General features: G+C 64.8%; 18 protein-coding genes. 4 read left to right on the plus strand and 14 right to left on the minus strand.

Features of this window, described 5'->3' with window-relative positions:
* The first annotated feature begins 49 nt into the window (after positions 1-49).
* Positions 50-1465, plus strand: a complete 1416-nt coding sequence (locus tag IPP90_15970) for an MFS transporter (GenBank protein ID MBL0172186.1) — start codon at positions 50-52, stop codon at positions 1463-1465.
* Between the two features lie 18 nt (positions 1466-1483).
* Here the strand turns inward: IPP90_15970 and IPP90_15975 are convergent, their stop codons facing one another.
* A complete protein-coding gene (locus IPP90_15975) occupies positions 1484-2041 on the minus strand; it encodes a hypothetical protein (GenBank protein MBL0172187.1) in 558 nt (185 codons plus the stop codon).
* Positions 2042-2185: 144 nt separating this feature from the next.
* On the opposite strand from IPP90_15975, the gene IPP90_15980 reads away from it, so the two are divergent.
* Both IPP90_15980 and IPP90_15985 read left to right on the plus strand, forming a co-directional pair.
* The gene (locus tag IPP90_15980) at positions 2186-2896 is read left to right on the plus strand and encodes a hypothetical protein (protein ID MBL0172188.1); all 711 of its coding nucleotides are present in this window, start codon (positions 2186-2188) and stop codon (positions 2894-2896) included.
* Between the two features lie 12 nt (positions 2897-2908).
* Entirely contained in the window at positions 2909-3841 is a 933-nt protein-coding gene (locus IPP90_15985; protein ID MBL0172189.1) for an ornithine cyclodeaminase family protein, read from the plus strand.
* On the opposite strand, the gene IPP90_15990 is transcribed toward IPP90_15985, so the two are convergent.
* From IPP90_15990 to IPP90_16005, 4 genes are all read right to left on the minus strand, one after another.
* Positions 3838-4788 carry a GTP-binding protein gene (locus IPP90_15990; GenBank protein MBL0172190.1) on the minus strand — a complete coding sequence of 317 codons (951 nt, stop codon included), beginning with the start codon at positions 4786-4788 and terminating at the stop codon, positions 3838-3840. The genes IPP90_15985 and IPP90_15990 overlap by 4 nt on opposite strands.
* Positions 4789-4825: 37 nt before the next feature.
* Positions 4826-6226, minus strand: a complete 1401-nt coding sequence (locus IPP90_15995; protein MBL0172191.1) for a hypothetical protein — start codon at positions 6224-6226, stop codon at positions 4826-4828.
* Positions 6227-6246: 20 nt separating this feature from the next.
* Entirely contained in the window at positions 6247-7641 is a 1395-nt protein-coding gene (locus tag IPP90_16000; protein ID MBL0172192.1) for an alpha-L-fucosidase, read from the minus strand.
* 89 nt (positions 7642-7730) lie between these two features.
* Positions 7731-10052: a TonB-dependent receptor gene (locus IPP90_16005; protein ID MBL0172193.1), complete on the minus strand. Its 2322-nt coding sequence runs from the start codon at positions 10050-10052 to the stop codon at positions 7731-7733.
* A gap of 196 nt (positions 10053-10248) precedes the next feature.
* Here IPP90_16005 and IPP90_16010 point away from each other — a divergent pair, with 196 nt between their 5' ends.
* The gene (locus IPP90_16010; protein MBL0172194.1) at positions 10249-10764 is read left to right on the plus strand and encodes a hypothetical protein; all 516 of its coding nucleotides are present in this window, start codon (positions 10249-10251) and stop codon (positions 10762-10764) included.
* 3 nt (positions 10765-10767) lie between these two features.
* Here IPP90_16010 and IPP90_16015 read toward each other — a convergent pair whose 3' ends face one another.
* The 9 genes from IPP90_16015 to IPP90_16055 all read right to left on the minus strand — a co-directional run bounded on the left by IPP90_16015 (position 10768) and on the right by IPP90_16055 (position 20157).
* Positions 10768-10974, minus strand: coding sequence for a hypothetical protein (locus tag IPP90_16015; GenBank protein MBL0172195.1), 207 nt, complete (start codon positions 10972-10974; stop codon positions 10768-10770).
* 175 nt (positions 10975-11149) lie between these two features.
* Positions 11150-13732 carry an ABC transporter permease gene (locus tag IPP90_16020; GenBank protein ID MBL0172196.1) on the minus strand — a complete coding sequence of 861 codons (2583 nt, stop codon included), beginning with the start codon at positions 13730-13732 and terminating at the stop codon, positions 11150-11152.
* Complete coding sequence (locus IPP90_16025) at positions 13725-14075, minus strand: PadR family transcriptional regulator (protein MBL0172197.1); 351 nt, start codon at positions 14073-14075, stop codon at positions 13725-13727. Before IPP90_16025 ends, IPP90_16020 begins: the two co-directional genes overlap by 8 nt.
* A gap of 88 nt (positions 14076-14163) precedes the next feature.
* Positions 14164-14760, minus strand: a complete 597-nt coding sequence (locus tag IPP90_16030) for a hypothetical protein (GenBank protein ID MBL0172198.1) — start codon at positions 14758-14760, stop codon at positions 14164-14166.
* Positions 14760-16079: a YfcC family protein gene (locus IPP90_16035; protein MBL0172199.1), complete on the minus strand. Its 1320-nt coding sequence runs from the start codon at positions 16077-16079 to the stop codon at positions 14760-14762. Before IPP90_16035 ends, IPP90_16030 begins: the two co-directional genes overlap by 1 nt.
* Positions 16080-16174: 95 nt before the next feature.
* On the minus strand, positions 16175-17059 hold the full coding sequence (locus IPP90_16040; protein MBL0172200.1) for an esterase family protein: 885 nt from the start codon (positions 17057-17059) through the stop codon (positions 16175-16177).
* A gap of 35 nt (positions 17060-17094) precedes the next feature.
* Positions 17095-18228 carry an NAD-dependent epimerase/dehydratase family protein gene (locus IPP90_16045; GenBank protein ID MBL0172201.1) on the minus strand — a complete coding sequence of 378 codons (1134 nt, stop codon included), beginning with the start codon at positions 18226-18228 and terminating at the stop codon, positions 17095-17097.
* Between the two features lie 28 nt (positions 18229-18256).
* Complete coding sequence (ispE, locus tag IPP90_16050; protein MBL0172202.1) at positions 18257-19144, minus strand: 4-(cytidine 5'-diphospho)-2-C-methyl-D-erythritol kinase; 888 nt, start codon at positions 19142-19144, stop codon at positions 18257-18259.
* The gene (locus IPP90_16055) at positions 19141-20157 is read right to left on the minus strand and encodes a flippase-like domain-containing protein (GenBank protein MBL0172203.1); all 1017 of its coding nucleotides are present in this window, start codon (positions 20155-20157) and stop codon (positions 19141-19143) included. The genes ispE and IPP90_16055 overlap by 4 nt, the downstream gene beginning before the upstream one ends.
* Positions 20158-20163 lie beyond the last annotated feature (6 nt).

Consider the following 20163-nt stretch of genomic DNA (forward strand, 5'->3'; position numbering starts at 1 on the left):
GGGGAGCGGGGGTGCAGCGAGCCATCGCGCAAGATACTACGTTTGCCCGATGCCCGAATATTCTGCCCCGTCCCGGAATCGGCAACACGTTCGCGACGCGACGACCGATGCGCGGACGATTGCCGAGTCGCCCTCGGAGCAGGCGGCCTTTTCCAAGGCGGCCACGCGACTGCTGCCAATGCTCTTCGTCTGCTACATCGTCGCCTATCTCGACCGCGTGAATATCGGATTTGCGAAGCTGCAAATGGTCGCGTCGTTGGAGTTCTCCGATGCAGTGTACGGATTCGGCGCCGGCATCTTCTTCATCGGGTATTTCCTGTTTGAGGTGCCCAGCAACCTGATCCTCGAGCGTGTGGGTGCCCGGGCGTGGATTGCCCGCATCATGATCACGTGGGCGATGGTGTCGGGCGCGTTTGCGTTCGTGGCGGCTATCCCCTGGGGGCCGCTGCCCGCCCTGTTTGGACTCCGACGCGTGGAGTTCAGTTTCTACGCGTTGCGATTCCTGCTCGGCATTGCCGAGGCCGGATTCTTCCCTGGGATCATTCTCTATCTCACCTACTGGTTCCCGGCGGCGCGACGGGCGCGTACGGTGGCGTTGTTCATGACGGCGGTGAGCGTGGCCAACGTGGTCGGGGCGCCACTGTCGGGCGCTATCATGCAGTATCTGGATGGGTGGGCCGGATGGGCCGGCTGGCGGTGGCTCTTTGTCGTGGAAGCGATTCCGTCGTTGATCGTCGGCGTCGCCGTGCTGACCTGGTTGCCCGATCGTCCCGCCAACGCGCGCTGGCTCAATGTCGATGAACGCGATGCCATCGTGCGGCGCATCGATGCGGATCGCGCGTCCGGCGACACGCTGGCCACTGCGTCCGGCCACGGCGTGCGCGCGGCCTTCTCCGACGGGCGAGTCTGGATGCTGGCGTTTGTCTACCTGACGCTGACATTCGCGCTGTACGCCATCAACTTCTGGATGCCAACCCTGGTGCAGGAGATTGGGATTCGGCGCACGGACTACCTGCGCATCGGTCTGGTCACGATGATCCCGTGGGGATTGGGCGGCATGGCGATGGTGCTGGTTGGCGCACATTCCGACCGGACCGGGGAACGTCGATGGCACGCAACCGGGGCTCTCCTTGTCACGGCGCTGGGTATGGCCTTGCTCGCCGTGGTCGGACACGCGCCGGCCTGGTCAATCCTTGCGCTGTCGTTGGTCACGTGTGGCACGCTCTCGGCCGTGGCCACATTCTGGGCCGTGCCAACGGCATTCCTGCGCCACACAGCGGCCGCTGCCGGTATTGCGTGGATCAACTCTGTCGGCAATCTCGGTGGCCATTTCGGGCCTGACCTGATTGGACGTATTCGCGAGGCCACCGGATCGTCCGCGAATGCCTTCGTCGCGCTCTCCGTGATCTCGGCATCGGGCGCGCTGGTGATGTGGTGGGTGACGCGCGTGCGCGCCGAACGATGAAACGTCCGGCGTCCCTCGCTATTTGAGTCCCGTCACAAACTGCAGATACGCCTCACGCTGCGCCTCGACGGCCTCGACGGGACCGAAGCACTGGAAGAACAATGTGCCGCGCGGCGTCTCGACCACCATCGCAATGAGCACGTGATTCGGCCGTGCCGCCTCGGCCGTCGAACCGGTGCCAATACCCCGCGCATATGTGCCACGGTACTCGGCCATCGTGATGGGAAACGGCTTCGTCAGCTGGGTCCGCTTTTCCTCAACCGGCTGGCCTGTTGGATTGGAAAACTGACTCTTCCACCGCTCGAGATTGGCATCGACCGATCCGCCCTGTCCCGGGCCGAAGAAATACACGACGACCTCGGCACTGCCGCTGCCAACCGATGCCGTCGAGTACTCGGCCAGCCGCATACTCGAGGACGGGGCGCGGGAGCTCCATGTGGACGGAACCGCCGTCTGGTAGTCGAGAAACGTGGTCAGTGATCCGGACGATGGGGCGTTCTGCGCCCCCAACGTGGCAACCGGCAGCGTCGCCAGCGAAAGGGTCAACGCGAACAGCCGGAGGCGGGCACGGAGCATGGCGGGGCGGGTGGGGTAGTGGACGTCGGGTATGGCCAGGGGAGCCCCGGCCAGGTCACAGCGCTGTCACCAACAATAGCGCGTGACCGCCCCCGCGCGCTAACGTTACGGCATCTACCACCCCCCTTACCGAGACACCTCTCTATGGCAAGAACGTTTGGCTTCAAGATGGCAGTGGCAGCACTGGTGCTGGTTCCGTCAATCGCCGCGGCGCAGGGCGACACGGAAAAGTCGCGCACCGTCGCCGGCGGCGGCATTTCAATCGCCGGCTGGCAGGGCAAGATCGACGCGAAGGAAACCGCCGCCGGACTGACGCTGAATGATGCGAAGCTCATGAAGATGGGCAACGACATGATGGTGACGACGGGACCGGCGGTGGCCTACTGGAATCCGGCCAACAAGGCGACTGGCAACTACACCGTGAAGGCGACGTTCAAGGAACCGGCGTACATGAACGTCAACACCCATCCGCATCCGTATGGCATCATGATTGCCGGGAACGATATGGGAACGGACACGCAGAGCTATCTGTACTGCGCGGCCTACGGCAACGGCAATTTCATCGTGCGTGGCTTCGGTCCGGCGGCGTTTCAGATGAACGGTGGGCGTGGCGGCGCTGATCCGGCCGTGAACAAGGCGGCCGAGAAAGGCGCGCCCGTGCAGCAGGAGATCGCGATGACGGTGACGGCCGACAAGGTCGATTGCATCATCAACGGCAAGGTCGTGGCCAGCTACGACAAGACGGCGGTCGTGGGCGAAGGCAAGCTCAAGTCGACGGATGGCGTGTATGGTTTCCGCTTTGCACACAACACCGATGGCCTCGTCTCGGGTTTGACGATGACGAAGAACAAGTAGCCTGGCGTTCGCTTGCTGACCGTCTACACGGCGCAGCAGGTACACGCGGCTCTCGACTGGGAGACGCTGGACTCGGCGCTCACCGCGGCATTCGCGGTGGGCGCCGATGTGCCGTTACGGCATTCGCATGCGCTCAACGACGTCGACGCGCTGTTGTTGATGCCGGCCTGGACCAAGGCGCACATCGGACTGAAAGTCGTCACGTTCATGCCGGGTGCGCCGGCGCTTGGCGCGCCCACCGTGGGTGCCACTTACCTGCTGTTCGATCGTGCCACCGGACAGGCGCAAGCGGTGATGGACGGCGACGCCATCACGGTACGCCGCACGGCGGCCGTGTCCGCCATCGCGGCGCGGTTCATGGCGCGCGCCGATGCGCGCACACTGCTCATGGTGGGCACCGGGCATCTGTCGGCGTGGATGGTGCGGGCCCACTGTGCGTTGCGCCCGGGCATTGATCGCGTGGCCGTCTGGGGACGTGACAGGCAGCGGTCGACGGCGTTGGTGGAACGCCTGCGCACTGAGGGGTTGCCGGTGGCCGTGGCCACCGATCTTGAAGCGGCGGTGCGCACGGCTGACATCGTCAGCTGTGCCACCACGGCGCGTTCACCGGTGGTGTTGGGCGAGTGGATTTCGCCCGGTACGCATGTTGACCTGGTTGGCGGCTTCACGCGCGACATGCGTGAGGTGGACGACGCGGCGGTGTCGCGAAGCCGTATTGCGGTGGACAGTTACCGCGGGGCGCTGGCAGAGGCCGGCGACTTGGTCGTGCCGTTGGAAACTGGTGTGGTTGTGCGCGACCAGGTGGTTGCCGAGTTGGCGGAGTTGGTGCGTGGTGACGTGGTGGGTCGCACGAGCGCGCAGCAGGTCACGCTGTTCAAGTCCGTGGGGACGGCACTGGCCGATCTGGCGGCGGCGCAGGCGGTGGCGACGTCTGGAAGTCGCTAGCGGCGCGCTGCATCGAGCGCCGTGAGTTGCGACGCGAGCTCCGCGAGTGGAAGCTCGACCCCGATGAAGAGCGCCACCGGCCGTGCATCGGCGTGCGGCCATGAGCGATCCAGCAGCACCTTCTTCCTCCCGCCGATCCGGTTCCAGACGAACATCTCATCAGGGCTATCGCTGAACCGCACCATCCCTTTGGCGCGAACAACCGACGCGGGCAACGCGCTCGCGAAGCGCAGGAACGCGTCGCGATCCACCTGTGCGGGCAAGGGCATGGTAGCGGTCGCAAACGGATGCGCGTGCGCCGCGCGAGGCGCGTCAGGCGAGCGGACATTCGCGTCCGGGCGCGCGGTCCGCGTGGCGATGTCCCGCGCATTCGCGGACAGTCGCGCGACCGTGTCGGCAAACAACGCCGGCGAGGTGACCTCAGCGCGCGCGTTGACCGCACGGATGCTCGCTTCCACCGCCGCCAGCCGGGGCGCCTTGAGACGGTGCGTCCAGTTGAATACCAGATGCGTCGCGGTGCGGGCCTGCGCCGCCTCCAGCGCATTGTGCCACCACCGTCGCTGCCACCGCGATGCATCGATCACCGTGATCTGCAGCGGCAGCGTGAACTGCGACAAGCGCTGGTCCATCGACAGGTATCCCAGCAGCTCGTCCGCCTCGGTCGCGCCGTTGGCTTCAATCAGCATCACATCACCCGCATTGCCCGTGACGGCATGCAGCGTGTCCATCAGCTCGCGCAACGACGTGCAGCACACGCACTCACCATTCAGCGGCGTCACCAGCGCATCCAACTGGGCCAGTCGGGCCGCATCGATGGTGGCGTTCACGAAGTCATTGAGAATGACGCGGGGGCGCAAGCCGCGCGCGTGCAACTCGGGAATGACCTCGGTCAGAAATCGGGTCTTGCCGGCGCCCAGAAACCCGACCAAAAGGACGAGCGGGATCATCGATGCGTGATGGGCAACTGCGGCCACACTCCCCGCGTCAGCCCCATGATGGCATGTCCGGCAGCACGACGAAGGGTTTGCGACGCTGCAGAGCGCCGTCGAGATGCAACAGCGCGAGACCCACTCCAGCCGCGCCCTGCATCAACCCCGTCTGCGCCACCACGTCCAATGGGCTCACACGATTCTCCGCCTGCACCCACTTGAGGCCGTCGCCGTCAGTGGTGGCTCGCGACAGCGTGTTGTCCATCACCCGGGTAGCGAGCGCGAGATGCGACGGATCGCGCCCCGCCACGTACAGGGCCGTGAAGAACTCCGCAATGCCGCAGTTCCCGCAGCACTGCGAAATGTTGTTCCAGTACCCCGAACGATCGGGGTGCTGTTCCGGCGCACCGCTTTCCGTGATGCCCTGCACGAGCTGGGGGATGTAGGCGTTCCAGCGCGCGTCACGCGTGGCCATCGCCAGCTGTCGGTAGAACCGCGCGGTTCCGGCCGGTCCATGACACCAGCTCAGGTAGTACAGCTGCTCGCCACCGGGTTCGGAGTGGAAGATCTTCCGCCCGCCCGCGGGCATGTGCGTGGTGATCGCGTCGAGATACGTCGCGCCGGAACGCGCCGCGTCGAGCGCCGGGGCGGCGTGCTCGCGATCATGCTGCGCAAACGTGGCCAGCGTGTACCCAACGCCCGCCGTTCCGTGCGAGAAGTTGGGATAACGACGCGGCATGGCCCCGTTGATGCTCCACTTGAGCCCACCGTGCTCGGCCACGCCGGCGTCGATGAGTGCGGCCACCACGCGGCGCTCATCCTCGCGCCATTCACGCCACGACGGATCGCGTTCCTCCAGCCACAACAGCGTGAGCAAAATGCCGCTGGTACCCGAGATGATATCGGTGGACTCGTTCCACGACGCGCTGGGTCGGTTTGCCCGCATGGCATCGGCGAGCAGTCGTCCAATGCGATCGACCGCATCAGAATACGCGACCGTGTGCGTGGCTTCAAACGTGAGCCGCAGGGCATACGCGATGCCGGCAACGCCGGTATACAGGCCGGCGCCTTCGTCGCCGAGGGCCGCCCCGTACGTGGGCAGCGTGGCGATGAGATGGTCGGCAGCGCCGCGCGCCACCTGCAGATAGCGCGCGTCACCCGTGGCGCGATGCAGCTCGAGATAGAACAGCAGCACACCCGCACTGCCGCTGTAGAGATTCTGCTGGACCGATTTCGGGTCGCCGGGATTGGCGGGCCAGGTGATGCGCCCGCCATCTTTTATGGCCGATCGCGCAATCCATCGCTCAGCGCGAAGCGCCGCGTCCAGATACGGTCGGCTGTCCGCCGATGGCATCAACCCGTTCAGCGCACGCAGCACTGTCGGCGAAAGCGTGCTCGCTGCCGCCACAAGAGTGGCCTGCCCCAACAGGTCGCGTCGAGTGAGCGGCGAACGCATTGGCGGGCGCCCTGGCAACGTCAGCCACCGACCAGAAGCGTTTCGCGACCTTCCAGTCGCAGCACACTGCACACCGGATCGCTGGCCTGCGCCGGCAGTGTCACTACCACACCGTTGTCCACGCGTCGCGCCGGCAGCGTATCAAGGGGGGACGCGCCCATCATGGTGACGCGCGACGGCAGCGTCTGCAGGCCCGGCAGCAGCAGTTCGCGCGCCGCCGGCCAGGTGGGCAGGAACACATTCACGCGATCGCCCAACGGGGACTTGGTGGCGCGAAAGGCCGTGCCGGCAAACGGTGAGGCGGTCGTGCCGTGAATGGCGTCACCATGGCGATCCATCCAGCGGGCCAGTCCCTGCAAGCGGTCGATGCTCTCCGGTGGAATCGCCCCGGAAGCCAGCGGTCCGACATTCAGCAACAGGTTGCCACCCTTCGACGCGGTTTCCGACAACATCGACACCAACTGCGGCGTCGATTTGAAGTCTTTGTCGGCGCGGTTGTAGCCCCAGTTCTGGTTCATGGTAATGCACGATTCCCAGTCGACACCGGGCAGACCCTTGTCGGGGATGTTCTGCTCCGGCGTGCCGAAATCGCCGATGGCCCCAATGCGTGCGTCCTCCATGCCGGCGCGATTGGGCGCGACCCGGTTGTTCACCAGCACATTGGGTTGCAGTGCGCGGCACTTGTCGGCCAATGCCGCACCCAGTTCGCGCGTCCACGTGCTTTCCCATTCGCCGTCAAACCACATCACGCCGATGTCGCCGTATTGCGTGAGCAGCTCTTCCACCTGCGCGTGCAGGAACTCCACATACTTCGTGAGCGACGCGCCATCGGCCGGCCGCTGCGGTGCTTCCCAGTCGCGGCGCGGCAGGTAGTCGGGATGGTGCCAATCCATGATGGAGTGGTACCAGCAGGGCACTACCCCATGTCGACGACAGGCGTCGGACACCAAACGCATCATGTCGCGCTGATCACCGGTGCGGGACACATTGAAGTTCCCGTGCTTCGAGGGCCACAGCGCGAACCCGTCGTGATGCTTGGTGGTGATCACCAGGTAGCGCATGCCGGCCCGCGCGGCCATCCGGGCAAGACCATCCGGATCAAATCCGGTGGGCTGCCAACGCATGAGCAGCTTGTCGTACTCGTCAATCGGGATCTTGGCGTTGTTGCGAATCCACTCGCCGTAATTGGTCTTGCCTCCCCACTCGCCGGCGAGGATGGCATACAGCCCCCAGTGTACGAACATCCCGAACCGGGCCTCGCGCCACCAGGCCATGCGGTCGGCGGCTGGTGCTCCATGCGGAGCCGTGGGAGCGATGGTCGACCAATCGGTCGGCAGGGCGGCGAGGCGGGAAGCGCCCGCCGTGGCGAGCGCGGCCTGCGCGCTCGAGCGAAGGAAATCGCGACGTTGCATCATGCCGAAATTCTACGCCCTCGGCGATCCCGGCGCGATGGTCTACGCGGAGGGCCGACCGAGCGCGCTCGGCCGACCCTCCGCCGACACACCTAGAAAGTCGATCCCACCGACAGGAACACCAATCGGCGTGCGCCCGTCTGCAGCGTCTGGATATCGCCCTTGACGGCAAACCCGCCCGTACCGACCGATCCGATATAGTCGGTATCCAGCAGATTGACCACATTGAGCTGGACCGTGACGTTCTTGGCCACGCCCAACCGCTCAAAACGATAGCCGACGCCCGCGTCCATCGTGGTATACGAGGGCACGGACAGGTCGTTCTGAATGGTGATGAAGCGCTTGTCGACGAACCGCGCGCCAAGGGTGCCATTCCAGCCCTTCTGGGCAAACCGAATGGTCGTGTTGGCCATCAGCTGCGGGGCATCCACCACCGACTTGCCACCGGACAGCACGGTGGTGGTGCCGGTCTTGTAGTCGTCGTTGATCTTCGAGCTGTTGTAGGACGCCGTGTTGGCCCAGCTCAGCGCCGGGGTGAGCTTCAGATTGAGCAGCCCCTCAACACCGCGTGACGACACCGTGCCGACGTTGGAGATGACGGAGGCGCAGGTGGCCGTCAACTGGCAGTTGGCGGTGGCAACCAGTCGGTTGCGGTAGTCGATCACATACGCCGAGATCGACCCTTCCATCTTCTCCCGCCGAGTGCGGAGCCCCAGATCCACCGACGTCGCGCGCTCCGGCTTGGTGTTCGCCTTGAAGGCATCGAAACCGCCGGCCGACAGGTTGTAGATGCCTGACTGCGGGCTCAACGGGTACTGATTGATGTTTTCGGAGTAGTTCGAGAACAGTTGCTCCGTGGCATTCAACATCCACACGGCGCCAACCTGCGGGAGGAACGCGCCCTTGGCCGACACACTCAGGTTCGGGCGACCCGGGTCGCCGAACGTCTTGGCGTTGGCGGTGTTGCCGTTGCTGTTAAAATCGGCGTTGACGTTCACGTACTTGGCACCGTACGTGAGTTTGAGCCGATCGGCGGCAAACACGTTGGTGTTCTGCGCGTACAACATCGTCGTGGTGATGTCGCCCGTGCGATCGAAGAAGAGCCGGATGTTGTTGTTGAAGTCCACGGCGGGGCCCGTCTGGTAATTCACCAGACCCCAGCCCATCCGTCGGATGTTGGTGGTGTTGCTTTCATACCAGATGCCAGTCTCCAACGCATTGCCGCCGAGATTCGCCGTCAGCTTGGCATTGGCGCCGGTGCGCTGCCCATCGTACTGCGTCTGACGGAAGAAGATCGGATCGGCGCTCCACGTGCTGGGTCCGTACGTGGGGGCGTGCCAGTCGCCATTGCCCTTGTTGGTATGGAAGTACGGCTGCACCGTCAGTCGGGCGCTTGCACCCAGTGTGAAATCGGCGAGCAGGTAGGCCAAGTGGTCACGACGCGCGCCAAGCGATGACTGCCAGTAGGCTTCGTCTTCCTGCCCTGACGTGTTCGCGTACTGTTTCGCCAGGTTCCAGTCGCTGAACTGATCCCAGTCGCGACCACTCTGCTTGTAGCGTGCCAGCGTCAGGTCCACGTAGTCCGCTTCGTTGCGATTGGAGAACGAGTAGAAACCCGTGACCTTGGTCGAACCCAGGAACGCCACGGCCTTGCCGTTCACTTGTTCAAGCCACGTCTGCCCATCATGGAAGAGGCCATTCTGGTTCAGCAGCCCCTTGTTGATCGGTGAGGCCGTCTCACCGGCGCCTTTCCACTTGTCGTTGTCCTGACGCGTGAAGCTGAGATAGCCGCTCAGACCTTTTTCTCCGCGCGTCCAGAATCCGGTGTCATAGCGGCCCGTGGTGCGATAGGTGTTGGCGCCGCCCACCGTCTGCTTCAACAGGAAGCTGCGCTGGGCATTGGGCGCATCGGATGCGTACTGCACCACGCCACCCAGGTTGTTGGCCGATGACGTACCCAACGCGCCGCTCCCCTGCGCGACGCTGGCGCCGGCGAGATTCTCCGCATCAACCGCGCGGCCGATGCCGAGTCCGTTGAAGTTGCCATAGCTCATATCGCCAAGGGGCAGACCGTCAAACGTCTGGCCCACCTGTTGTGTCTGAAATCCGCGCATCGTCACGCGATTGGACCATTCGTACTGTCCCCAGGGATCGGAGCTGTTGAAGTTCACGCCGGGCAGCCGCTCCAACACCTTGAGCGCGCTGGTGCCCGCGGGACGCTCCTGCAATTCACGCTTGGTGAGTGCATTGGCCGTGCGGGCCTCGCCCTGGCCCGATGCTGAGGCGGTGATCTGCACAGTGCCCAGCTGTTGCGTGGAATCCTTCTTCTGCGGGACCTTCGCTGCCGGCTGCTGCGCGCCGAGTTGAGCTGCGCAGAGCGCGAGCCCGGCGGCGGTGAGGATGCGCTGACGCATGAGTTCTTGAAGCTCCGAATGAGGGATAGGCGCGGAGAGGCACACTTCCGATCGCGAGCCAACATTCAGCGTACCCTGTCACGAACGTCCCTAGGTAAGTCCGTCAGTCCGGTAAAGAACCGTCAACGCCATGTAACGGGGCCGCCATTGTAACAATTGGTGCAGCAGCGTGGATGGTCGGCCGAGACCAACAGCCATGATTGGGAGAATGGGTGTCGCGGCCATGCTGCTGATGGTGGGTTCGCCGCTCTCGGCGCAGGAACTCCGGGCGCGCCGCGACCTTGCCGTCGAGATCGCACTGGTGCAACGCGCCCGTGACTCGATCGCCGTCGAACTCGAGCAGGCTCTGCCTGCCGCCCGCGTGAAGACCGTACCGCCCGGATGGCGGGCGTCGGTGCGGGCCGTCGAGCGACGGTTGAATCTGGGCTGGTGGGGACCGGAGCCAATCCTGCTGCTGGTCTCCGACGGCGGGGCCGGGTTTCGCTGTCGAGGCGGGGCGGAGTCAGGTGCCGACCGTTGCCGAGGTCGCACCGAGGCCGTCCGAGAGCGCGGTGACACGAATTCGACCGTCGCGATCGTGATGATCTTTGCCTCGTCCGCGTGGCTTGAGCGTGACGTGTGGGAACACGAGATCACCCACGCGCTGCTGATACAGCACGGCTTTGTGCGCGAGAGCGCGCAGCACGACGCTCGACACTTCGCGCGGCGCTAGCGACTACCGCATCGGCTCCACGTCCCGCGCCGATCGGGGCGCGCCGGCGCTGGCGTCGCCATGCCAGTTCTCCGGAAATCCCTGAAGGGGAGGCCGGATTCGCATCGGTGGCGCGAACGACTCGGCGTCGTCGGACAGCGCATTCTGACTCATCAGATATTCAAGGACACTGGCGACGGTGAAAACGGCGGGCGTGTCGGCACGTTTCATTGGGTCACGGAGCGCGAAGTGTGGGAACATTGATCGGACACCTGCAAATTGGGTCGCACTGTGCGTATCGCAATCGCCCATTCGGGGGATCGCGGCACTCATCCCGCAGAGCCAGTCCGTCGGGATCAGTTTTCCGTCATGCGTGTTGTGGTGTGCCGAGAGTGCATGCATCGCCTCAATCGGCCCGGAGTGACTCCAACGGGTCGACGTGTACCGCCCGCCACGCCGGGAGCAGCGTGGCCACAAGGGCCGTCCCCGCAAGAATGCCAATCGCGGTCGCGAAGGTCACGGGGTCCAGAGGACTCAAACCGTATAGCGAGCTGCGCAACAGCTGCGCGGCCCCGGCCGCAGCCACAACGCCGATGACCAGTCCAAATCCTACGGCTCTTGCACTGGCTCGTAGCACCATGCGCACGACGCGTGCCGGCGTGGCACCAAGCGCCATGCGCACGCCAATGTCGTGCTGTCGTTGACGCACCCAGTACGAGAACACACCAAACATCCCGACCGACGCCAGCAAGAGCGCCAGCACACCAATGGCGCCAGCTACCGTGGCAGCGAATACCGACGTACTGAGCGCTTGATCCACGTACCATGTATACGAACGAAGCGATGCGCCCAGCGACGGATCTCGTGCCATGATCGCTTTGACGAGCCGTTGTGCGCCGGTCACATCGCCGCGCACGATCACGCGCGGAGACGTCTGCCACTGAAATGACTGGTAGATCGCGGTTTGCGGGTCACCCAGCCCGACGTCACGTATTGTGGGGACTATGCCAACGACGGTCCGAGGGACGCTGTCCACCAACAACGTGACGCCGAGCGCCTGATTGGGGCCTCCCAGTTGTTCGGCGAGTAGCCGGTTGATGACCACCTCGGTCCGGCCGGACGCACCCGCCGCGAAGGGTCGACCTGCCAACAGAGGAATGCCGAGAACACGGAAGTACTCGGGCGTCGCATTGACGACGGGCATCGTCTGCCGATCGGTACGACCGGGCACCCAGACGCGTCGAACAGCGTTCTGCAACGGGGAGTACTCGCTGAACGCGACCTGTGTGAGCCGCAGGCCGGTGACCAACTCCGGCAGTTCGGTCGACAGGCGCTCGCTGCGACCCGCTTCATCCTCGTTGCCCGGAACGCTGACGGTCACTTCCGTCACGTCCGCAACGGCGAATCCGAGGTTGGTGGTTTGCTGGGCGCGAATCTGTCGCAGGAACAATCCCGCCGACACCAGCAGCACGAGACAGAACACGACTTGCGCGGACAGGAATACCGATCGCAACGGCAATTGCTGTCGCTGGACGGTGGCCGGGCGCGTCGCGTGAAGCGCCGGGGCCAATCCGAAGAGCAAGCAACTCAGCACGGCGAGCCCAAGCGTGAACATCAGGGTGTTGGCGTCGGTCGAGAAACCCAGTATCGCCGACTCCGTCGTAAGGGTTCGCATCACCCACGGTGGCACCACGCGCGCGATGGCCAAGGCGGGCAGGCCGGCCAACAGTGCCAACAGCAAGCTCTCGGTCATGAGCTGTCGAATCAATCGGCCGCGCGACGCCCCCAGCGCCAGCCGGATGCGAATTTCCCGCTCGCGCGAGGCGGCGCGCGCCAAGAGCAGGTTGGCCACGTTGGCGCAAGCCAACAGCATGACTACGCCCACGCCGCCTCCAATCAACAGGAAGACGGGCAGTACCTCGCGCGACACATTGGGCCCTGAGGAACCCACCGCCGTAAACGACTGTACGAGGGCGGTGCGGTCCACCGTATCGATGCCCGGACGCCTGGTCTGTGCCAGCAACGCCGTCAATTCCGACCGCGCCGCTTCCCGAGAGACACCAGGGGCGAGTCGCGCGCCAACGCTCACGCAGCATTGATCTGTGTGAGTCAACGCGGTCTTCGAGCGCCGATCGCGAGGCCGCACGATCGTCATCGCGGTCAACGGTATCCATCCATCGACGCCGACCAAGTCGGTGCCGTCGAAACCGGCAGCGGCCACGCCAATCACGGTGAATGGCACGCCTTTCACTCGAACGGTGCTACCCAGGACATCGGGCGACGACGACAGGGTGGTGCGCCAATAGTGATGACTGAGTACGATCACCGACTGCGGCGAGCCCACTCGATCCTCATCCGGCGTGAACTCGCGACCGCGGGCCATCGGAATTCCCAGCACCGTGAAGTAGCCGGCACGCACCGGTGCTGCGGTCACGCTGCCAGTGCCGTCGGGGCGAGTGCGATCATAGGCGATGAGACCATCAAGTGACCGCGCCCGGGACTCGAACATCGCAATCTGATCCAGCGAAAAGCCGGCGCTGAATCGATCGTACTTGGTGCCTGGCGAGATCGCGTACAGCGCCACAAGACGCTCAGGCTCACGGACGCTCCAACCGCGCAGCGCGAAGGCGTTGAAACCGCTGAAGGCCGCCGCCGAAAAGCCGAGTCCACCGGTGAGCCCAAGAATCGCCACCGCGGCAAACACCGGCTGCCGTCGCAGCGACCGCGCGCCATAGCGAAGATCCTGCCAGACGCTCTCCATCCACCCCGTCAGCCACACATTGCGCGACACTTCCCGCATTACGGTCACGTTGCCCATGGCCCGATGCGCCGCCGCGTCGGCATCGGACGGCGACAGCCCTTGCGCCTCGAGTGCGCGCCGCTTCAGCTCGAGGTGATGCGCGAGCTCCTCCTTGAGCTCCGCGCTGTGTCGCCGCCACCGCAGCCACACCCGCAATCGACGCCACAGGCGCCCCGCATCGTCAACCATGCGCGAGCACCCGCTGAATGGCCCGCATCATGCGCGTGAACTCGTCGCGTTCAACCGCCAGCTGCTTCTTCCCGGTGGCCGTGAGCGTGTAGTACCGCGCACGACGGTTGTTGTCCGAGATCCCCCACTCGGCCTTCACCCACCCTTCCAGCAACAGTCGCTGCAGCGCGGGATACAACGAGCTTTCCCCCACGTGCAACACCTGCTCCGAGCGCTGGCTCAGATACTCGGCGATGCCGTAGCCGTGCTTGCGCCCCGAGGTGAGGGACTTGAGCACCAGCAGGTCGAGGGTGCCCGGTAGCAGGGCCGGGGATTCACGAGGTGGCACGGGCGGTTCTCCCATCGAGGGTCGAGGGGAGCATGCGCTGCCGCCAACACCCTGTCAACTCCCATCGACCATCGATGGGAACGCGGCCGGATGAACTCCGCGCCTACGCGCCGGCCGCGCGGTCGGCCGCGTCCTGGCGACGCTGCGCCTCCTGCCAGTCCACCGTGGGCGCCACGTCACGGTCGTCGAGCGCCAGACTGGCCATCGCGCGCTCCACCACCGGCGCGCCAAGCGCCTCCGGCAGGGCGAGGCCGAACGCCAACTCGGCCCGGCGACACAATCGCTCCTCGCGCGACATGTCGTCACCATCGTGGTGTGCGCCCATGGCGTTCACCCGCGCATGAATGCCTTCATGCACAATCGACGAGGCCACCGGAGCGGCCGAGATGTCGCGTCGCGCCAGGAACGTGAGTTCGGTGATGATCACCCGCTCGCCGGGGAGATAGGCGCCGCGGCAGGCAAACCGCTCCACGCGGATACCCTGGATGTCGCGTTGCAAATGACGCAGGCGCCAGGGTTGATGCGTGTGAATGAGATCGAGCGCCTCGGTGAGTCGATGGACCACATCGGCGGTGGCGATGTCGGGTCGCGTGTTGTTCACCGACACCGGGACACCGCGAATGGTGAAATACTCTACCGTCGAACGCATAGCGGACGCTCCGGTCACCAGCGCGACAAGGCGATTGAAGAATGACGGCATCAGGCCGCCAGCACCACACCGATCACGCCGACCACGGCCACCAACAGCGCGCCCGGTATGGAGAAGCGCAACCAACGCGAAAAGTCGACTCGCGCCCCCAGCAGGCAGGCCAGGAGTGCTCCATTCGTGGGGGTGACGAGCTCGCACAATCCCGCGCCGGTTTGATACGCGATGACGGCGGCATCACGAGAGATACCCGACAGATCGGCCAACGGTGCCATGAGTGGCATGGTGAGGACCGCCTGACCGCTCACCGACGGCACCGGAACGTGAATGAGGGCTTGCATGGGGATCATGAGCAGGCCGGCGGCGATACCGGGTGCCTTGGCCAACGGTGTGGCCAGGCCATACACGATGGTGTCCATCACATGGCCGTCGGTGAGCACCACGCTCATGGCACGTGCAACGCCGATGAACAGCGATGCCGCCAGCAGTCCCTGCATGCCTTCCAGCAGCGCGACCGCGGTCTCTGACACGCCGCGTCCGGACACCAGCCCCACCGCGAAGCCGACAATCAGGAACATGGCTGAGAGTTCGTTGAATCCCCAGTCGTATCGCATCACCCCGATGACATAGGGGATGAACGGCAGCACCACGAGCGCCAACAACACGACGTCGCGACCGGTTGCCGGCGTGGTGGCAGGCGCGGTGACATCCGGACGCACATCGTCGCGCCGACTCATGAACAGCGTCCAGGCGATCCAGACGGTCACCGCGGCTGCCATCAGTCCGAATCGCAATCCCGGCTGCGAGAGCGGCGGCAGTTCCGCGAATCGCAGTGCGATACCAGTCTGGAACGGATTCGTCGGCCCGAATGCCGCGCCCACGGCGGCCGCGCCAACGCTCATCGCCAGCGCGGTGACCGCGCCGAACCCCAGCCCTCGACTCAAGACCAGCAAGACCGGAATGAGCGCGATGATCTCCTCCTGCATGTTCTCCAGCGCGCCCAGCCCGGCGAACGCCACGCTGACCACAATGACGATAATGGCGGGCCGTCGTGTGCGGCTCACCAGCGCGCCCACCAGTCGTGACAGCGCACCGGTGGCGTCCAGCAAGGCAAACGCGCCACCCACGAACAACACGGTAAGGATGACATCGGCGCCGGCCACGAAGCCGCGTGGCACGGACAGTACGGCGGCCATCGGCCCCACGGGTGCTGCCGCAACCGGCGCATACGTGCCGGCGATGACCACTTCACGACCCGTGGACGCATCGGCGCGCCGTTGGTAGGCGCCTGCGGGAAGAATCCACGTAAGCAGGGCGGCCACGGCCACGCCGCCCAACAGCAGCACCAGCGGGTGAGGAAGGCGAAGGGTCACGGGGGCGGGTGGGAGGAGACGACGAACGACCGACGCGTCTGCGCCAATATCGTCGCGGTCCGCCGGACCGCAACCAGGAACCGGGCGATGCGCCGCTACCGTTTCAGCAGAAACAGCAATGGCACGTCTACCCGCTGTCGCCACGCGCGCTCCGAGTGGTCGGCACCCTCGAAGACACGCGTCATGAAGTGCTCGCCATCCCGGTATTTCGCGCCGCGCAGCAGGGCATCAACGCGGTCCTGATACGGCGCGTACACCGTGTCCAGCGTCGCCGTTCCGTGGTCGAAATACAGGCGATGTTCACTGGCCTTTGGCACATGCTGCGCAAGGTAGGTCACCATGGCGCCGTCGCCGGCCGGCCAGTGGGTGGAGAGACAGGCCGCACCACCAAAGATTCCCGGGAGCTCGCTTATCGCGTACAACGAAATCAGGCCGCCCATGCTCGACCCCATGATGAACGTGTCGTCGCGATGCGGTTGGGTGCGATACGCGCGATCGATGAACGGCTTGACTTCGGTGGTGAGAAAACGAAGGTAGTCGTCCGACAGGGAGGGTCCTGCCACGGTCTCCGTGGCCGTGCGGCCCGTGGAGAACACGCTGTCGTTGGTGAGTGCCTTGCGCGGCATGTACTCCTGGAATCGTTTGGGCGTATTCCAGATGGCCACCACGATGGCCGGGCGGATGCGCTTCTCCCCGATCAGTCGTGTCATTGTTTCATCGATGCCCCAATCCACACCGCCCAACGATGTGGCCGGATTGAACGCGTTCTGCCCATCGTGCACATACAGCACCGGGTAGCGCTTGTTCTTCGAGCCATAGTCCGGTGGCAACCACACGTCGATGGTGCGACTGGCCACGTAGCGTGACGGAAAATTCGCGTGCTGCCGAAACGTGCCTGTGGTGGCCAACGGCGGTCCGGCCACGGGCGCAACCGCCTGTGCCGACTGCGCGCTCCCGGCACACGGGAATGCCGCCACCATGCAGCCAAGTAAAGCCGCGTAACATCGCCGGCCCATCAGTCAGAACCTGGCGGCGACTTCCCGGCGATTTGCGCCAGCAATGCCTGCTCTTGTTCCGGCTTAAGGACCCATTTCCCGGCGGCCTGTCGCTCGGCCGGCAAACCGGTGAACCACGCGAGCGTGTCGTGCAGCGTGTCCGCAACCGGACGGAGGGTCAGGCCGGCCGCATACGAACGCGACGTCACGATGGACGTATGCCCCAGATCGTTGCCACGGGCCAGAATCCAGGGCACGATACCGTCGATGCCGTTCTTGATGAACCACGCGTCGTCGTCAAACCAGACGTACCGTACGTTGCGTCCAACCGCCTTCTGCGCAATGTCCAGAAAGGGTTTCACGGTCATCGGCTGGCGCGGGCCCACGGCATTGAAGATGCCCGACGCGTTGGTCTCCACCAGATGTACCACAAACCGGGCCAGATCGCGCACATCGATGAACTGCACGGGATCATTGGGCTTGCCCGGCGCCAGCACATCGCCGCCGCGCGCCAAGCGAAACGGCCAGTAGGTGAAGCGATCGGACGTGTCACCGGGGCCCACGATATACGTGGGACGCACCACCACGCCACGCGCGCCGAATACACGTTGCACGATGGCTTCGCCTTGCGCTTTCTGGGTGCCGTACGATTCCGACGGGTCCTTGGGATCGCGCGCGTTGGTGTGCACCGCGTCGGATTCCTTGAGCCCCTTGTGCAGATATGGGTAGTACACGCCGGTGGACGACGTAAACAGATACTGCCCGACCTTGCCATCCAGCAGCGCAGCGGACTGTCGCACCCACTCGGGATTGGTGGCGGAATCATCAATCACCGCGTCCCAGGTTCGCCCCGCCAGTGCATCCAGCTTGCCGTTGCGATCGCCCACCAGGCGCTCGACGCTGGATGGAATATCCGCATCACGGCGTCCTCGCGTGAAGATCGTCACCGTGTGTCCGCGAGCGACCGCCTCGCGCACAATATGCGGACCGATGAAACCGGTGCCACCGAGAATGAGGATGGACTTGCCCGACCCGCGCCATGCGGCGTCAGTCGACGTCAGCGCGGTAAGCCGTTGCAGCGGCAACGCAAATGCCGAGGACATGGCGAGTGCATCGCGCAGAAATCGTCGACGGTTGGACGGACTGCCGGACATACAACCTCGCGAGCGGAGGAAGCCGATGCTACAGGGTTTGGGTCATGATATGACGCTCGACGCCACCAAATCCAAAATTCCCTCCGACGTCGCACAGCAGTAGAAAACACGTTGCACCGCTCCCACTGAGCATGCCAATGGCCGTCCCTGATCGTTCGCCCAGCGAATGCGCCAACGTCTTGAAGAAGGGCAGGAGCTCCGCCACTCCGGTATGCATGGCGGGAACCACCCGTTCGAAATCATTCTCCGCGATCGTTGCGATCTGAGCCCAACTCTCGAACAATCGCGCGTCGTATTCGCGGGCCGCCACCAACTCGCCGGATGCCTCGCGCATGCCCGCAAACGCCTGATACGCCGCCCCAGTATTCACGCCCTCGTCAAAGGGCATCAACAGCACAGGGACCACCGGTAGCGGTGGCAGGACCAGCAGTCGGTCGCCACGCCCCCACGCCCACGCGCGGGACGCCTGGGTCAACAGGAACGGCACGTCCGCGCCAAGCGTACCGGCCAGTTCCAACAGTCGCGCGCCGCCCATCGGCGCCGGGCTCATGGCCTCCATTGCGCGCAGCACCGCCGCGGCGTCGGCACTGCCGCCACCCAACCCGCCGCCCACCGGAATCCGCTTGAGAATGGAGATGCTCCATCCCGTCTCCCACGCCGTTTCCCGCGCATACAACTCGGCCGCGCGCCACGCCAGATTCTGCTCGGCCGGGCCGAGTCCGTGCGCCGGCACGGCCGGACCGGTGCAGGTCAGTTCGCGTGCGAGATCGCCCACGCGCACAGTCACGACATCATGCAACGCGATGCGCTGGAACAGCGTCTCGATACTGTGATAGCCGTTGGCCTCGCGTGCCAAGATGCGCAACACAAGATTGATCTTCGCGTGCGCGTTCTCCGTTCTCGACGACGCACTCACGCTGGCGCGGCCTCTTTCGCCCCCGCAACCGCCCCCACACTCAATCCCAGTCGCGCAAAATACACGCCGCCCATCACCGTGATCGGAATGAAACTCAGGATGTGATAGCCGATGGCCCAACTCACGGCGAGTTCCTTGGGCACGCCGTACACCGCCAGCCCGACGGTGGAGAGCAATTCAAACACGCCAAAGAAACCCGGTGAACTGGGAATCGACACGCCGATCCCCAGCACGCCCTGCAGGAAGAGCGCGGCGGTGAATGGCGCCTCGATACCAACGGCGATGAATGCGAGATAGAGGCCGAGCGCATGCACCAGCCAGTGCAGCGCCGCCCAGAAGAACACGGCGAGAAACCGACGGGAATCCTTGAGCACCGCCAATCCGCCCACCCCGTGCTCCACGAACTTCACCAGCACCGCTTCGTGCCGGGGCAGCACGCGGCGCGCGACCCATCCCACAAACTGCATCACGCGCTGATGCTGCAGCACCATGAAATAGCAGACCGTCAGCAACCCCACCACCAGCGTGATCCCGCCGGCCGCCAATTGCGGCACGGTGCTGCCCAGGATCTTCACACCAGGCGGAAACGCCGGATCGAGCATGGCACCGAACATCAGCGCCAGCAACACTATGGCGTCAAATATTCGATCGACGGCCAGCGAACCCAGTGCGGTGGTAATTCGCACCCGCGGCACTTCGCGCGTGAGCGCATAGGCACGCGCAAACTCACCGGCGCGAAACGGAAAGACGTTGTTCATCATCATGCCGATGGCGGTGCTTCGCCACAGCGGGCCAAACGGAATGAACCCCGCCACCGGTTCGAGAATGGTGCGCCAGCGACGCGCGCGAATCGGGAAGATGCTGGTGCCCACCGCCACCGCGAACAGCAGCAACAGCACATTGGAATGCCGCAGCACATCCCACACCGCGGACACCGACTGACCGCGCAACGTCCACCACAGCATCGCGCCGCTCAGCGCGATGCCCAGGGCACTCTTCCAATCCAGCTTCACGAAACC

The organism is Gemmatimonadaceae bacterium, from assembly GCA_016720905.1.
Lineage (GTDB): Bacteria > Gemmatimonadota > Gemmatimonadetes > Gemmatimonadales > Gemmatimonadaceae > Gemmatimonas.

Bases quoted from the DNA above. Each gene is read 5' to 3' on its own strand.
- IPP90_16030 (MBL0172198.1), bottom strand. From the start codon at position 14,760: ATGCCGTCATTCTTCAATCGCCTTGTCGCGCTGGTGACCGGAGCGTCC.
- IPP90_16040 (MBL0172200.1), bottom strand. From the start codon at position 17,059: ATGGTGGCGGCATTCCCGTGTGCCGGGAGCGCGCAGTCGGCACAGGCG.
- IPP90_15970 (MBL0172186.1), top strand. From the start codon at position 50: ATGCCCGAATATTCTGCCCCGTCCCGGAATCGGCAACACGTTCGCGAC.
- IPP90_16010 (MBL0172194.1), top strand. From the start codon at position 10,249: ATGATTGGGAGAATGGGTGTCGCGGCCATGCTGCTGATGGTGGGTTCG.
- IPP90_15990 (MBL0172190.1), bottom strand. From the start codon at position 4,788: ATGATCCCGCTCGTCCTTTTGGTCGGGTTTCTGGGCGCCGGCAAGACC.
- IPP90_15980 (MBL0172188.1), top strand. From the start codon at position 2,186: ATGGCAAGAACGTTTGGCTTCAAGATGGCAGTGGCAGCACTGGTGCTG.
- IPP90_16045 (MBL0172201.1), bottom strand. From the start codon at position 18,228: ATGTCCGGCAGTCCGTCCAACCGTCGACGATTTCTGCGCGATGCACTC.
- IPP90_15975 (MBL0172187.1), bottom strand. From the start codon at position 2,041: ATGCTCCGTGCCCGCCTCCGGCTGTTCGCGTTGACCCTTTCGCTGGCG.
- IPP90_16020 (MBL0172196.1), bottom strand. From the start codon at position 13,732: ATGGTTGACGATGCGGGGCGCCTGTGGCGTCGATTGCGGGTGTGGCTG.
- IPP90_16005 (MBL0172193.1), bottom strand. From the start codon at position 10,052: ATGCGTCAGCGCATCCTCACCGCCGCCGGGCTCGCGCTCTGCGCAGCT.
- IPP90_16015 (MBL0172195.1), bottom strand. From the start codon at position 10,974: ATGAAACGTGCCGACACGCCCGCCGTTTTCACCGTCGCCAGTGTCCTT.
- IPP90_16000 (MBL0172192.1), bottom strand. From the start codon at position 7,641: ATGATGCAACGTCGCGATTTCCTTCGCTCGAGCGCGCAGGCCGCGCTC.
- IPP90_15995 (MBL0172191.1), bottom strand. From the start codon at position 6,226: ATGCGTTCGCCGCTCACTCGACGCGACCTGTTGGGGCAGGCCACTCTT.
- IPP90_16025 (MBL0172197.1), bottom strand. From the start codon at position 14,075: ATGGGAGAACCGCCCGTGCCACCTCGTGAATCCCCGGCCCTGCTACCG.